Genomic DNA, 13,730 nt, shown 5'->3' with positions numbered 1-13,730 from the left:
AAAGGGGAGAGGCGCCGCCTCTCCACCGGCATTCAGGCGTTCACCGCCGCCTTCAGACGCGCTTTCATGTCACTGTAGGTGCGCCAGGCAAACTGCTCTGCCCAGAGCTGATCCTTGATGGCTTCTATCTTCACCGCGCAATATTTGGTTTCCGGCGTTTTCGAGACCGGGTCGAGATTGTCCTGGGTCAGTTCATTGCAGGCGCCAACCCACCACTGGTAGGTCATATACACGGCGCCGTGGTTGATACGGTCGCTGACATCCGCGCGGGTAATCACTTTGCCGCGACGCGAGCTTACCCATACCAGCTGCCGATCGGCGATTCCCAACCGATCGGCGTCGGCGCGGCTTATCTGCACGCGGCCGGGCTCATCGGCAAGGGATTGCAATGCCGCGCAGTTGCCGGTCATCGAGCGACATGAGTAGTGACCTACTTCGCGCACGGTGCAGAGCACCAGCGGATAGTCGGCATCCGGCGTTTCAGCCGGTGCGCGCCACGGGGCGGCAAACAGCTGGCCTTTCCCCGTCGGGGTATCAAATTTATTGTCCTTATATAGCCACGGTGTGCCCGGATGATCCAGCGTCGGACACGGCCACTGCACGTGGTTCATATCGCCCATTTTTTCATAGGTGACGCCGTAGAACAGCGGGCACAGTTCGCGCATTTCGTCCCAGATTTGTTGGTTGTTGTCGTAATGCATCGGGTAGCCCATTTCGCTGGCCAGCAGGCTGATGATTTCCCAGTCGCGTTTGACGTTGCCTGACGCGGGAATCGCTTTTTCGAAGCGCTGAAAACCGCGATCGGCGCAGGTGAAGACGCCGCCGTGTTCGCCCCATGAAGTGGCCGGCAGCAGCACGTCGGCGATTTCGGCGGTTTTGGTCATGAAGATATCCTGCACCACGACAAAATCCAGCGCCTCAATGCCCTTACGCACCAGCCCCAGATCGGCTTCGGTCTGCAGCGGGTCTTCCCCCATGATGTAGTAGGCTTTGATCTCCCCGTTCAGCGCTTTATGCGGAACTTCGGTAATACGGGTGCCGACTTTGTCATCCATAATGACCGGATCAATGCCCCAGGCCGCGGCAAATTTGGCGCGCACGTTGGCATCGGTTACTTCCTGATAGCCGGGGAACAGATTCGGCAGCACCCCCATGTCGCAGGCCCCCTGGACGTTGTTCTGTCCGCGCACCGGGCCGACGCCGACATGTTCCCGGCCAAGGTTACCGGTCAGCAGCGCCAGGCTGGCCAGCCCTTTCACTACATCGACCGCCTGACCGAACTGCGTGACGCCCATACCCCACATAATCGTGGCCGACGGCGCGGCGGCAAACATTCTCACCGCCTGACGCACCTCTTGCGCCGGGACGCCGGTGACCGCTTCCACCGCTTCAGGCGAATAGGCTTTCACCGTCTCACGGTAGGCTTCCAGCCCTTCGGTAAAGCGTTCGACGTAATCATGGTTATAGAGATCTTCTTCCAGCAGAACGTGGCCGAAGGCGTTGACCAGCGCCATATTGCTGCCGTTGTTGAGCTGCAGGTGGCGATCGGCAATGCGGGCGGTTTCAATTCGCCGCGGGTCGCAGACGATGATTTTCGCGCCGTTTTCGCGCGCGTTAATCACCCGACGGGCGACGATAGGGTGGGAATCGGCGCAGTTGTAGCCAAAGACCAGCAGACATTTTGAGTGTTCAATATCGCTGATGGAGTTGCTCATCGCGCCGTTACCCAGTGCCACCTGCAGACCCGCCACCGACGGACCGTGACACACGCGGGCGCAGCAGTCGACGTTGTTGGTGTTTAGCACCGCCCGGGCGAATTTCTGCATCACATAGTTGGTTTCATTCCCGGTACCGCGAGACGAACCGGTGGTCATTATCGCGCGCGGGCCATACTGCTCTTTGATCTCCCGGAGTTTTTTGGCCGTATAGCGAATCGCCTCGTCCCAGCTGACCGGGGTGAGTTTTCCCCCTTTCTGGTAGCGAATCATCGGCTGCTTCAGCCGCGGAGTGAGCAGCTGAGTATCATTAAGAAAATCCCATCCGTAATACCCTTTGAGGCACAGCTGATTCTGATTGGTCACCCCATCGGCGGCTTCCGCACGGATAATTTTATCGTTTTCGACAACCAGCTTGAGTTTGCAACCCGCCCCGCAATAAGGGCAAACGCTTGTGATTTTTTTCATCAGTAACAGACCTGTTAACAGTGAATGAAGATCAATGGTCAGGCCGGGCCCGGCCCGCCATCGTCATGGAAACCTTTCGCCGCGATGCAAGCGGAAGACAGGAGCGGTATGCAGAAATTATGCCAAAATTAACTTGCTGATATTAAATGGGAATATTTTGCGGGATAGCGGTGTCGTCGTGATGTCGTCACTAATGACGATGACGTTACAGAACGCCTGGATAGGGCGTCCTGTTATGGGTTAGCGCATTTCAGGCTGGAACGACGCCAGTTTTTGCGGGGAGAGTCCGGCTGCCAGCGCCGCTTCGCAGATGGCCTGCCAGCTGCCGGCATCCAGCGGAATGCCCCGCGCCAGACGCTCCTGACGATTGGCCTCTTCCCACTCGCCCGGTACCAGAATCGGCGTCTGCGCGTCGTGAGGCGACTGCTTACACCAGTCGATGAAGGCTTCTGTTTCGCGCTGCATGTCCGGCGCGTCGAAGGCTTTCGGGTCGAGAATAATGGTGGTCATGCAGTTGAAGATAGCGTCGACGCAGGTCTGCAGGCTCTGCTGGTGGGTGGTCTGGCCGCCGGAGACGGCGCCGCCGAGGATTTCGCACAGCGTGGCGAGGGCGTAGCCTTTATGTTGAGCGAAGGTGAGCAGGGCGCCTAACGGCGAGGTCTGCATGACCGCCGGGTCGGTGGTCGGTTCGCCTCGGGCGTCAATCAATGAACCGGGCGGGACGGCTTCGCCTTTATGCCAGGCGACGCGGGTTTTGCCAAAGGCAATGGCGCTGGTGGCGTAGTCGAGCAGCAGCGGAGGCTGGCCTTCTCGCGGGAAGATAACGCACAGCGGATTGGTGCCGAAACGACTGTCTTTGCCGCGAAACGGAGCCACCATCGGATCGCCCACCACGCTGACGAAGTGGATCGAGATGAAACCTGCCGCCGCGCACTGCTCGGCCCAGTAACCAATGCGTCCGATGTGATGCGCGTTGCGCAGCGCGATCGCCGCCATGCCGTGTTGCCGGGCTTTCTCAATCCCTTTCTGCATTGCTTCATGGGCAACCACCTGACCAAAGCCGGCGTTACCGTCGAGTGTCGCCACCGCACCGGCATCCTTCATCACGCTGGCATGACGATTGAGCTGCAAATGACCCTGAGCATGAGAACGCAGATAGGTCGGGATCATCCCCACGCCGTGTGAGTCGTGGCCGGCGAGATTAGCGGCCACCAGATGGTCGGCGACAAGGGAGGCTTCGGTGGGAGAACTGCCAAGCTCAATGAACAGCGTGTTGACGAACTGATGCAGATCCGTCGCCTGAAAACGATATCCGGTTTGCACTGATACGCTCCTGTGACTTATTCGAGGGTGTTGTTGTTTTATTAAGTTTGCGCTTTCATGCTGCGCTTATGGGCGAAGAAGATCAATATGTTGGCGCGCGAAGCGCGCGGAAGAGAAATGAGGGGCAGGGAACAGGCTTGAGGCCCGGCGTGCTGTTCGCGGCCCTGATAATCATTATGATAAAAACCAGCTAAAAAATGATAAAGAGAAGACCAAAATGAACATCAGTGCTCTGCTTTTAATTATCGTCGCGATTTCGCTGCTGGGATTATCGATCTATTGTTTATGGAGTTATATAAAAGAACGCAAAGCGATGCGCTTTAAATCTTTCCGCCATCGCTAATATCCGTCGACGGCCTGGGTATTCACTTTAGTTGTCATGGTTGTCGCGCCAGGCTTTCGGCGTGGAGTGGTATTTCTCGCGAAAACTCTTGCTGAACAGCGGGTGGCTGACAAAACCGCAGCGCCAGGAGACCTGTTCAACCCGCAGACGGGGATCGTTTTCCAGCAGCTGGCGGGCCGCCTCGAGGCGTATCTCTTTCATCACCGCCATCACCGAAGTCCCCTGTTGTTGAAACGCGCGATCGAGGCTGGATCGTGAGCAGTACAGCATCCGGCAAAGCAGATCAGGAGTCAGGTCATGTCGGTGATAATTAAGCGTAATAAAGGATTTCGCGCTGTTGACCAGATGCGCGAGTTTTCCTGACGAGCGCAGCCCTTTCTCCTGCGCCACATCGGCCAGAACCTGCAGCGCGATATGGTGTAGGCCATCGACGATAACCGCGGTTTCCTGTGCGGATAAATTTGCCGATTGCGCGTCCAGCAGCAGCATATGCGATTTCAAAAATAACGCTAAAGGGTGATTATCCAGCGTGACGACCGGGTTGGTCAGTTGACCGCTAAATAACGTGTTGATTTTCGCGCTATGCGGAATGATATACAGCTGTTTGACATCATCACATTGATAATTGTAATAATCATTGCGCTGGTGAACGATGAGCTGTCCGGGATTAATTCGGGCAACAGCTGATTTTTTTCTGCCGCCGATCAGCTGATGCCCCTGTACCAGCAGAGAAATATAGATTGAAGATTCAGCCACCCGGTGCGGGTCGAATATTGTCTCGTTTTTAGAACCCATTGCACTACAATAATCGCCGGAAATAGCCGATATGGTTTTATGGTGGGCAATAATCTCTGCCGGACGGCGGTTATTTACCACCTCAATGCCATAGCAGCTGAGGTTCTGCGAGATTTGCTGATAGCGCTCTTCCGGCGCAATATCCGCCGCGCTTAATATATGGGGAACGTACAGCGTCGTAGGTCTGGGCATGGTTGTTTCGTATCCCGGCCAGCTGGTCATTTTATCCACTTATTATAAGAATAATCTCAAGAAACGCCAGCGGCGAGTCGGGATTTTTACGTTTCTTCAGAGCGTTAGTGCGAGAACTCATCGCTGCTGATGCCGCGACGATCGGACCGTGAAAAACGCTGTTCGCTATCCATAGCGACTTATTTTACGGTCCGCTAAATATAAAATAAAACCCCTTCATCGCAGGGGAGATATTTTATTAGCGCCTGTGGCCGTTATTTAAAAAGAGCCGATTCAGTTTTCCTGTCTGCGGCGCAGGGGCTCTGAATAAGCGGCAATATTATGAAAAACGCAGTGGACAGCCGGATAAAAGCGATTGCAAGCTATAGCGCAGGCATCCAACGAGCGACGGGAATAACCGCGTATGCGCAAGAGTAAAATTATTGTTTTATCTTTGATGGTTATTTGTGTTTTATGGTTTGCAATTTTTGCTGTTTATTTTTTTACGGCTCAAAGACAATTTTGCCGAACCGCGAAACGAGGAAACCGAAGCCGCGGTTCTCCAGGCTGCCGGGTTTGTGAAAAATGGACCCGCCGATGCGCAAACCGTGAGAACGCTATACCAGACGCGAATCGTCACTCGGCGGTTGAATCTGGATAGCGGCCAGCTTTTACCGGCTGGCAGCGCCGCTGCTGGCGAAACACGGCAGCAGCTATCCGGTGCTGCGCGATCGGCCTAACATAACCCGGGAACGCTATCAGGTGATCGGGACGCCGACCTCGGTTCTGAACGACGCGGGTGGACGGGTGCTGGAACGGCATCAGGGATGGCGAAAACCCGCAGAACGCCAGGCGGTATTCACCCGACTGGCGCAGCAATAAGCATCTCTCCCGGGCGTGCGCCCGGGAGTCTGCGTCTTTTTAGTCCAGCAGCGAAGGATCGGCATCAATCATCATCTGCTTCATTTCGGCGAAGTGCTGGCGGGAAAAATCGGCGATTTTCTCCCAGTCCTCGGCCGTTTTCTCCGCCACCTCAGCGGACAACACCTTCAGCGGCTGGCCGGTCGACCAGGCGGTGACCAGAATCTGGCAGGCCCGCTCCAGCGTCCAGATATCGTCAAACGCTTCGCCGATGGTCGCGGCGGTGACCAGCACACCGTGGTTGCCCATCAGCAGGCGGCGTTTATCCGCCAGCAGCCCGGCCAGCCTCGCGCCTTCGGCGGCGGTATCCGCCATCCCGCCGTACAGCGTATCCACCGCCACGCGATTAAAATAGCGCGCACTATTCTGATCGATAGGCAGGATCTGCGGATTCGCCAGGCAGGCGATGCTGGTGGTATAGACCGGGTGCAGGTGCAGTACCGCCCGCGCCTGCGGCAGCCGCTGATGAATCTGACCGTGGATAGCCCACGCGGTGGCGTCCACGTCCGGGCGCTGTGCGGTCGCTTCGTCATCGGCATCCAGCAGCAGCAGGTCGCTGGCGCGGATCCGCGAGAAGTGTTTCCACTTCGGATTCAGCAGAAACTTCTTGCCGTCCGGCGACAGGGCCGCGCTAAAGTGGTTGGCGACCGCCTCGTGCATGCCGAGATGCGCGATGATACGAAACGTCGCCGCCAGATCGATCCGCGTTTGTTCTTCGCAAGAGTAAGCCATGGCATTACTCCGCTTTTGGCATCAGGGTTTTCAGGTCCTCTTCCGTCGGCGGCTGGAAGTGATATTTTTTCAGCAGCGCCGCGTATTCCGGCGTGGCGCTGAATTTTTTCAGCCCCTCCTCAAGGGCGCTCTTCACTTCGCTGTTGCCTTTTTTGATGCCAAAGCCGTTCAGCACCGGGTAAATTAAGGTATCGGAAGAGATAACGATCCGCTCGCCCAGCTTCTCAACGACGCCGCGCGCCACCGCCGCATCGGTAATCTGCGCCTCCACCGCCCGCGACAGCAGCGCCTGGGTGGTTTGCGGGTCGGTGCTGTACTCGCTGAGCTTAATGGGCGGCAGGCCTTTCTTGACGCAATAGTCCGCCGACAGTTTTTGCAACTGCGCCAGCCAGGAGGTGGCGCCCATCGAGCCGATTTTGTGCCCGCAAAACTCTTCCGGAGTCTTCGGCTGATAGCTGGCGCCTTTAAGCGCCAGGATCGATTCGCCGCTTTTCAGGTACGGCACCATGTCAATCACCTTCAGGCGTTCGGCGGTGATATACATCGAGGAGTTGGTTATATCGAACCGCCCGCCCTGCAGGCCGGGGATCAGATTAGGAAAGCGGGTATCCGTATTCACCGCCTCGCGGCCGATGGTTTTCGCCAGACCGGCGAGAAACTCAATATCAAAACCGGCCGGTTTGTTGTTTTCCATATATTCATAAGGATAAAACGTCATATCCGAACCGGCGGTGATTTTCCCCGGCTGCAGGAATGCCGCAAAAGTGCTGAACGAGGTCAGAGCGCCAGCGGTACAAAGAAGCAGAGCATCAAATCGTTTCATAAAAACCTCCAGGGGATGACATTACATGCTGGCAAGATCGTGGCCGGCCTGCTGAACGAAGAATGAGGCGCCGCGCGGTTTCTGCGGCAAACGTAACTGATTGGCGGTGCTGCGCACCAGGCCGCTCTCGACGCCAGCCACCAGTTGGCCCGCGTGCCGGCTTGGCAACGGGTTTTCGCCAAAGGGCAGGGCGTCCTCGGCGGCATAGACGCTGATAAACAGCGTCCGCGGCAGCCCGGTTTCATTGGGGCTCGAGGCATGAAGCAGGCGGGTATGCATAAAGCACACCGAGCCTGAAGGGCCAAAGCAGGCGGCGGGCTGCTGGCACTGTGCGGACACCACCTCGTCGTCAACCGCGCCGGTAAAGCGTCCGTCCTGCCAGTGGGACCACAGCGGCCCCTTATGGCTCCCCGGCACCACGTTCAGCGGGCCGTTTTCCGGCGTGACGTCGCTGACCATCAGCAGGGCGGTGATGATGTCGTCATTGCTGTGCGGTGTGAACAGAAAATCCTGATGCCATTTCACCTGCGTCGCGGTGAATGGCAGTTTGGAGTTGATTTTGCTGTGATGAAAACGGGTGCCGCTGCCGCCGATAAGCTGGGCGGCGATGGCCGCCATGCGCGATTGCAGCGCGGCACGTTCGAAGGCGGCGGAAATCTCCGTCGGCGAACTGACCCGGCGCAGAGAAGGGTGATCGGCGCGGTGATCCCCTTCAAGGTCGAAGCGCGGGCGACCGTCCAGCGTCTCGCCCCATACCTCGCAATGGCGGCGGCTCTCTTCGACCCAACCGTCAAAATCCTGCTGCAAGGCGGCGATGTCGTCAGGCGACAGCACCCCTTCGACCACCAGAAAACCTTGTTGATGAAACTGCTCGATTTGCCACTGCGCGATCATAATTTTTTCCTTTCACAAACGGAGAGTTAAGCCAGGGAGACATCCTTCAGAAAGGCGTCAACGCGCGGGTGGTTGCCGTCGCGCATCGCCTGCGGCGTGTCGTCGCACACCACGCGTCCTTTTTCCATAAACACAATCCGGTCAGAGACTTTGAAGGCAAAGTTCATTTCGTGGGTCACGATGACCATCGTGATGCCTTCGTGGGCCAGCGACTCGATAACCTGGAGCACTTCATTGACCTTTTCCGGGTCAAGCGCCGAGGTGGGTTCATCAAACAGCATGATCTGCGGTCGCATCATCAGGGCCCGGGCAATGGCCACGCGCTGCTGCTGGCCGCCGGAAAGCTGGTGCGGGTATTTCCACGCGTGCTCCAGCATGCCGACCTTATGCAGCAATTCGCAGGCCTGCTGCTTCAGTTCGGCTTCCGGGGCCAGCCGATGGTAGCGCGGTGCCAGCAGCAGGTTGCCGAAAACCGTCAGATGGGGGAACAGGTTAAAACTCTGGAAAACCATGCCGATGTTGAGGCGGTACTGCGCGTTTTCCATAAAGCGCGGTTTCTGCGCCCCCTGGCGATCGAGGTGAATAAACGGCTGGCCGTTGATGCGAATCTCGCCGTTGTCGATCTGCTCAAGTCCGTTGAGCAGGCGAATCAGCGTGGTTTTCCCGGAACCGGAAGGGCCAATCACCGAGACCACCTCGCCTGGCTGAATTTGCAGGCTGACGGCTCCAAGCACTTCCACGTTGTTATAGGCTTTGTGCAGTTTTGACGCCTGCAGCGCCGGGGACGGGTTGTCGACCACGCTGCGCACGATTGCCGGGCGCGTTTGCGTCGCCAGCCGCAGCATCTCGCTGTCGATGGGGCGGGTGACTTTCCGCCGGGTGACATCGAGGTAGCTCTCCAGGCGTTTGAGCAGGAAGTCGAAGACGGTGACGATCAGCACGTAGTAGAAGGCGACGGCGGCCATGGTCTCCATCACCAGGAAGTTCTGCGAGTAAAGACGCTGACCGACCATCAAAATCTCGGTCAGGGAGATAACCGACACCAACGAGCTGAGCTTGACGATGGCAATGTATTCGTTGGCCAGCGCGGGCAGGGCGACGCGCAGCGCCTGGGGAATAATCACCCGCCATTGGGTACCGGCATAGCGCAGTCCCAGCGCCCGGGCGGCTTCGCTCTGGCCTTTCGCTATCGAGAGCAGGCCGCCGCGGTGGATTTCGGCGACGTAGGCCGCTTCACTGAGTACCATCGCCAGCAGGCCGGCCCAGAACGGGTCGTTGAGCAAGGGCGCTGAGGACGGCACCGCCTGGGGCAGGTTATAGACGAATATCAGCAGCACCAGCAGCGGCAGGCTGCGGAACAGCCAGATATAGAAGCGCGCCGGAAGATGAAAAAGTTTGCGCGGCGACTGCTTGGCAAGGGCGAGAACAAATCCCAGCACAATACTGCAACCCCAGGTCAGCAGACTTAATTTAATGACGGTCCAGGTGGCCTGCCAAAAATCTGCATCGCTGAGCAGACTTAACATGTAGTTCCAGTTAAACGTCATGGGTTATTTCACTCGCCATAATTAACGGAAATGAATGCGATACCGATGATCAAAAATGGGGCATCGCCAGGCTTTATCTTGCAATAACACTATGCTGGCAGTTTTCGTTGCGAGGCAATTAGTAAATTTTTGGTCTTTAAGTTTAAAAAAACTATACAGGTGGATTAATTTCAATAAATTTAAAGCAATGAGTGCGAAACAAGAACTAAACATTAAAAAAACAATTACGCACAGGGGATAACGGAACGGGCGATTAAATCCAGAATTGTGCCATGTTGGGGCGCGCAAAGAATTAATTTGGTGCAACGTGATGCGGTCTGGTGCAATTAAACGGATGCGGCGGCAGCGTCAGCATTTTGACTTCGTCAGGATGCTAAATAAATCATTTGCCCGGCGAAGAAAGCGTGGCGCTGAGGGGGAAATGGCACGATGCTTGCAGACTGCATATCAGAAAACTATACCGTTTTCGCTCGCGACAATATTTCGTAAAGGGTGGGGCCATGACGCGATTCACGCTCAAACAACTTAAATACTTCGTCACCGTTGTAGAGACCGAGAGTATCGCTGAAGCCTCCCGGCAGCTTCATATTGCTCAGCCGTCGATCTCGATTGCGATTAAAAACCTTGAAAGCACATTTGAGCAGCAGCTGTTTATTCGCCATCACGCCCAGGGCGTCTCGCTGACCTCCTGCGGCAGGCGTTTTTATGACAAGGCCAAAGAGCTGCTGCGGCTCTCCTATGAGTTTGAACAAAACTCCCGCGCCGATAAAGAGCTGGTTTCCGGGACGATTTCCGTCGGCTGCTTCGAATCCGTGGCGCCGCTGTACATGCCAAAGCTGGTCGCCGGGTTTAAAAAAATGTATCCCGATATCACCCTGCAGCTGTATGACGGTGAGCAGCATGAGTTAATGCACGGTCTGCATCGCGGGCGTTTCGATCTGGCGCTGGTCTATGATCTGGAATTAGGCCATTCAATCAATAAAGAGATGCTGAATGCGCCGCATAAACCCTATGCGCTGCTGCCGGCCAGCCATCCGTTAGCGCAGAAAAATAGCGTGACTTTGCAGGAGCTCAGTCATGAACCGATGATTTTGCTCGATGCGGTGCCCAGCAAGAATTATTTTATCACCATATTTAAAGAGAAGGGCTATCACCCTGAAGTCGCCTACAGTTCACCCTCCATCGAAATGGTGCGCTGTATGGTGGGACAGGGACTGGGGTTTTCGGTATTAGTCACCAGGCCATTGTGCGATATGACCTATGACGGCGAGAGGCTGGTGCAGTTAGATATTGAAGATGAGATGCCCGCGTCGACATTAATTATGGCGCATCTTGCCAATAATGAACCGACCCGGCCCACACAACTGTTTATGGACTATTGCCGCAGTATTGAATTAACTCCCGCGCATTGTTGAATAAATAAGCCTGTGACTGCCGCAGGCTTATTTCTCCTGCTCCTGCCACTAAGGCTCGTAATTTTCTATTCAGCGACTCGTTTTATAATAATTTACCCGCGACAGGTAATTAAATAACCTGTGTAGGTTCGATCCTCGGTGGCTAAATAGCGGGCCTGTCTGGGTCACCTTCAGCCGCATCATCTCTCCATACAGGAAGATTAGCTATGCAAAATCAGCGTGTCCCGAATATCGATTCGCAGACCATCGACAGCTATCAGACGGATGGCGTCGTGTTGCTAAAGGGGGTGTTTACGCCATGGATTGAAAGCCTGGCGGCCGGCGTCGCGGAGCTGATGGCCAGCCCCAGCGAGTATGGCCATGCCCGTACGGTTGTGCCGAAAGATGGCTCCGCCCCGTTTTTCCAGGATTATTGCAACTGGTCGCGCATCCCCGACTTTGCGCGCTTTGTCCTGCATTCGCCGGCGGCGGAAATCGCCGCTGCGCTGATGCGATCGCAGACGGCCACATTTTTCCATGAACATACGCTGGTGAAACCGCCCGGCGGCAGCACGGTGACGCCGTGGCACCACGATCAGCCCTATTATTGTGTCGACGGGCAGCAAAACGTCAGCTTCTGGATCCCGCTGGACCCGGTGGCGGAAGCAATCTCGCTGCGCTGCATCCGCGGTTCCCATCGCTGGGGCGACGAGTACAGCCCGACCCGTTTTAACGGCTCAAAGCTCTACGCGCACGACCGTTTTAAAGAGCTGCCGGATATTGATGCCTGTCAGGATGATTACGATATTGTCAGCTGGGCGCTGGAACCGGGAGATGCGGTCGCCTTTCATTACCGGACGCTGCACGGCGCGCGGGGCAATGCGACCGCGCGTGCGCGGCGGGTCTTCTCCGCTCGCTGGGTCGGGGATGACGCCACCTTCGCCGATCGCGGCGGCGTGACCTCGCCACCGTTTCCGGAACTGACGCTGAAAGATGGCGAGCCGCTGCTCTCGCCGCTGTTTCCCCGGGTCTGGCCGCGAGAATAATGTTGACGAATCACCGCTTCGTCTGCATACGGACCTGAATTTGCCCGACCATCTTTTCCTCTGTCAGACCGTCACTATTATTTCCTGCCGCGTCATTAAACGGCAGAAAATTGCCCTCCGGCAGGCCTATGCTGGCCTGCCGCCATTCAATTTTGGCGAAGGGCGGCCCCCGTTTTATCAACATCTCATCTGACGCTTAAGGCTGTCTTAATATTTTGTCTCCCGGCGCGGGAAAATATTGTTCGCCTTATTCTTTTTTGACCGCGGTGGCCGCCAGTTTATTTAAATTAAGCCAGCGTCACAAAAGCCGGAAAAAAACACCCCCCGTCATTGCAACGTCCTGATGTCTCGCTATATGTTAAATTTGTGTTTAATAAATGATAATTAAAGGTTGGATTTATGTATAGGAAAATTGGTGGTTTAGTGGTTTCACTGACGACAGTCTTCTCCTGTTCCGTTCTGGCAGAATTACCCCAGGGTTACCCGGCTGATTATCAAAAAGTGGTGGATGCCGGGGTGAAAGAGGGCAAAGTCGTCATCTATTCGACGACGGACACCAAAGCCGCGGGCCCGTTAATTAAAGGGTTTGAGGCGCAGTACCCTGGGATCAACGTTGAATATAACGACATGAACAGTACCGAACTCTATAACCGCTATATCAGCGAGCAGGCGGCGGGCGGCGGGAGCGGCGATGTGGTCTGGAGTTCATCGATGGATACGGCGCTAAAACTGGCGACGGATTATGCCGAACAGTACGCCTCTCCTGAGTTGAGCAAACTGCCGAAATGGGCGGTCTGGCAGCAAAAAGCCTATGGCACCACCTACGAACCGGTGGTTTTTATCTATAACAAACGCTTAATCCCGCAGGGGGATGTCCCGGATTCGCACACCGCGCTGGCAAAACTGGTCACCGCGCAGGCGGATAAATTCAAAGGCAAAGTGACCACCTACGATATTGAGAAATCGGGGCTGGGCTTCATGCTGGCGGTACAGGACAGCAAAGCCGACGCCAACTATTTCGCCAATCTGGCCGGGATGGCGAAAGGCGGTCTGACCGTGCAGTCCTCAACCGGCACCATGATGGAGAGGGTCTCCTCGGGTGAAAATCTGTTGGGCTATAACATTCTTGGCTCCTACGCCGAGGCGCGGGCGAAAACCGATCCATCATTGGGAATTTCCTATCCCAAAGATTATGTGCTGGTGTTGTCGCGGGTCTCGTTTATTTCTCAGGAATCCGCGCATCCGAACGCCGCCAGACTGTGGTTCGATTATCTGCTGTCGGAAAAAGGACAGAGCATTCTGGCCAACCAGGCGGATATTCCCTCTATTCGTAACGATATCGAAGGCAAAAATGATATCGACGGCATGACCAAAATGTTGGGTAACGCGTTGAAACCGATTCCGGTCGATGAAACGTTGCTGGAATATCTGCAACCGAAGAAACGGCTGGAATTTATCAAACAATGGCGTACCGCTGCCGCAAAATAATAGCCGCCAGGCGGCGTATCATCGGATGCGCCGTCTTTTCGTGCCGGGTATTCCCGGTTTTCAACACCCG

Annotated in this window: 11 protein-coding genes and 1 pseudogene; 5 read left to right on the top strand and 7 right to left on the bottom strand. The window is 55.9% G+C overall.

Translation table 11 applies throughout. The annotated features are described in order from the left end of the window. Positions 1-32 precede the first annotated feature (32 nt). Both fdhF and FNY10_RS10075 read right to left on the bottom strand, forming a co-directional pair. Positions 33-2,183 carry a formate dehydrogenase subunit alpha gene (fdhF, locus tag FNY10_RS10080; RefSeq protein ID WP_160704612.1) on the bottom strand — a complete coding sequence of 717 codons (2,151 nt, stop codon included), beginning with the start codon at positions 2,181-2,183 and terminating at the stop codon, positions 33-35. Positions 2,184-2,423: 240 nt separating this feature from the next. After that, positions 2,424-3,506, bottom strand: a complete 1,083-nt coding sequence (locus FNY10_RS10075; protein ID WP_160704614.1) for a malate/lactate/ureidoglycolate dehydrogenase — start codon at positions 3,504-3,506, stop codon at positions 2,424-2,426. A gap of 217 nt (positions 3,507-3,723) precedes the next feature. Here FNY10_RS10075 and FNY10_RS10070 point away from each other — a divergent pair, with 217 nt between their 5' ends. After that, a complete protein-coding gene (locus tag FNY10_RS10070) occupies positions 3,724-3,849 on the top strand; it encodes a small membrane protein (RefSeq protein ID WP_202395495.1) in 126 nt (41 codons plus the stop codon). Between the two features lie 27 nt (positions 3,850-3,876). On the opposite strand, the gene FNY10_RS10065 is transcribed toward FNY10_RS10070, so the two are convergent. Beyond that, positions 3,877-4,836 carry a helix-turn-helix domain-containing protein gene (locus FNY10_RS10065; RefSeq protein WP_160704616.1) on the bottom strand — a complete coding sequence of 320 codons (960 nt, stop codon included), beginning with the start codon at positions 4,834-4,836 and terminating at the stop codon, positions 3,877-3,879. A 669-nt stretch (positions 4,837-5,505) separates the two neighbouring features. On the opposite strand from FNY10_RS10065, the pseudogene FNY10_RS10060 reads away from it, so the two are divergent. Continuing rightward, a pseudogene (locus FNY10_RS10060) lies at positions 5,506-5,697 on the top strand (TlpA family protein disulfide reductase); the annotation flags it as partial. 39 nt (positions 5,698-5,736) lie between these two features. On the opposite strand, the gene FNY10_RS10055 reads toward FNY10_RS10060, so the two are convergent. The 4 genes from FNY10_RS10055 to FNY10_RS10040 are packed head-to-tail and all read right to left on the bottom strand — an operon-like array spanning position 5,737 to position 9,732. Further along, positions 5,737-6,468 (bottom strand): class II aldolase and adducin N-terminal domain-containing protein, encoded by a 732-nt coding sequence (locus FNY10_RS10055; RefSeq protein ID WP_141964448.1) that lies wholly within the window; start codon positions 6,466-6,468, stop codon positions 5,737-5,739. 4 nt (positions 6,469-6,472) lie between these two features. Beyond that, positions 6,473-7,291, bottom strand: coding sequence for a transporter substrate-binding domain-containing protein (locus FNY10_RS10050; RefSeq protein ID WP_160704618.1), 819 nt, complete (start codon positions 7,289-7,291; stop codon positions 6,473-6,475). A gap of 21 nt (positions 7,292-7,312) precedes the next feature. Next, complete coding sequence (locus tag FNY10_RS10045; RefSeq protein WP_160704620.1) at positions 7,313-8,185, bottom strand: phytanoyl-CoA dioxygenase family protein; 873 nt, start codon at positions 8,183-8,185, stop codon at positions 7,313-7,315. Positions 8,186-8,211: 26 nt separating this feature from the next. Continuing rightward, complete coding sequence (locus tag FNY10_RS10040; protein ID WP_131047943.1) at positions 8,212-9,732, bottom strand: amino acid ABC transporter permease/ATP-binding protein; 1,521 nt, start codon at positions 9,730-9,732, stop codon at positions 8,212-8,214. A 500-nt stretch (positions 9,733-10,232) separates the two neighbouring features. Between FNY10_RS10040 and FNY10_RS10035 the strand changes: the two genes are divergently transcribed. From FNY10_RS10035 to FNY10_RS10025, 3 genes are all read left to right on the top strand, one after another. Next, positions 10,233-11,147: a LysR family transcriptional regulator gene (locus tag FNY10_RS10035; protein ID WP_100683616.1), complete on the top strand. Its 915-nt coding sequence runs from the start codon at positions 10,233-10,235 to the stop codon at positions 11,145-11,147. 206 nt (positions 11,148-11,353) lie between these two features. Then, complete coding sequence (locus tag FNY10_RS10030) at positions 11,354-12,172, top strand: phytanoyl-CoA dioxygenase family protein (RefSeq protein ID WP_160704622.1); 819 nt, start codon at positions 11,354-11,356, stop codon at positions 12,170-12,172. Between the two features lie 399 nt (positions 12,173-12,571). Continuing rightward, on the top strand, positions 12,572-13,660 hold the full coding sequence (locus tag FNY10_RS10025) for an ABC transporter substrate-binding protein (protein ID WP_131047947.1): 1,089 nt from the start codon (positions 12,572-12,574) through the stop codon (positions 13,658-13,660). The last annotated feature ends 70 nt before the right edge of the window (positions 13,661-13,730 follow it).

It is taken from the genome of Klebsiella sp. Lac1, assembly GCF_009825425.1.
GTDB classification, from domain to species: domain Bacteria; phylum Pseudomonadota; class Gammaproteobacteria; order Enterobacterales; family Enterobacteriaceae; genus Klebsiella; species Klebsiella electrica.
The sequence above is the reverse complement of the archived record's forward strand: the minus strand, read 5'-3'. Positions and strand labels throughout refer to the sequence as shown.

What these genes read in the sequence shown, in the direction of transcription:
- FNY10_RS10065 (WP_160704616.1), bottom strand. Translation starts at nt 4,836, where the DNA reads ATGCCCAGACCTACGACGCTGTACGTTCCCCATATATTAAGCGCGGCG.
- FNY10_RS10050 (WP_160704618.1), bottom strand. Translation starts at nt 7,291, where the DNA reads ATGAAACGATTTGATGCTCTGCTTCTTTGTACCGCTGGCGCTCTGACC.
- FNY10_RS10040 (WP_131047943.1), bottom strand. Translation starts at nt 9,732, where the DNA reads ATGACGTTTAACTGGAACTACATGTTAAGTCTGCTCAGCGATGCAGAT.
- FNY10_RS10030 (WP_160704622.1), top strand. Translation starts at nt 11,354, where the DNA reads ATGCAAAATCAGCGTGTCCCGAATATCGATTCGCAGACCATCGACAGC.
- FNY10_RS10035 (WP_100683616.1), top strand. Translation starts at nt 10,233, where the DNA reads ATGACGCGATTCACGCTCAAACAACTTAAATACTTCGTCACCGTTGTA.
- fdhF (WP_160704612.1), bottom strand. Translation starts at nt 2,183, where the DNA reads ATGAAAAAAATCACAAGCGTTTGCCCTTATTGCGGGGCGGGTTGCAAA.
- FNY10_RS10055 (WP_141964448.1), bottom strand. Translation starts at nt 6,468, where the DNA reads ATGGCTTACTCTTGCGAAGAACAAACGCGGATCGATCTGGCGGCGACG.
- FNY10_RS10045 (WP_160704620.1), bottom strand. Translation starts at nt 8,185, where the DNA reads ATGATCGCGCAGTGGCAAATCGAGCAGTTTCATCAACAAGGTTTTCTG.
- FNY10_RS10070 (WP_202395495.1), top strand. Translation starts at nt 3,724, where the DNA reads ATGAACATCAGTGCTCTGCTTTTAATTATCGTCGCGATTTCGCTGCTG.
- FNY10_RS10025 (WP_131047947.1), top strand. Translation starts at nt 12,572, where the DNA reads ATGTATAGGAAAATTGGTGGTTTAGTGGTTTCACTGACGACAGTCTTC.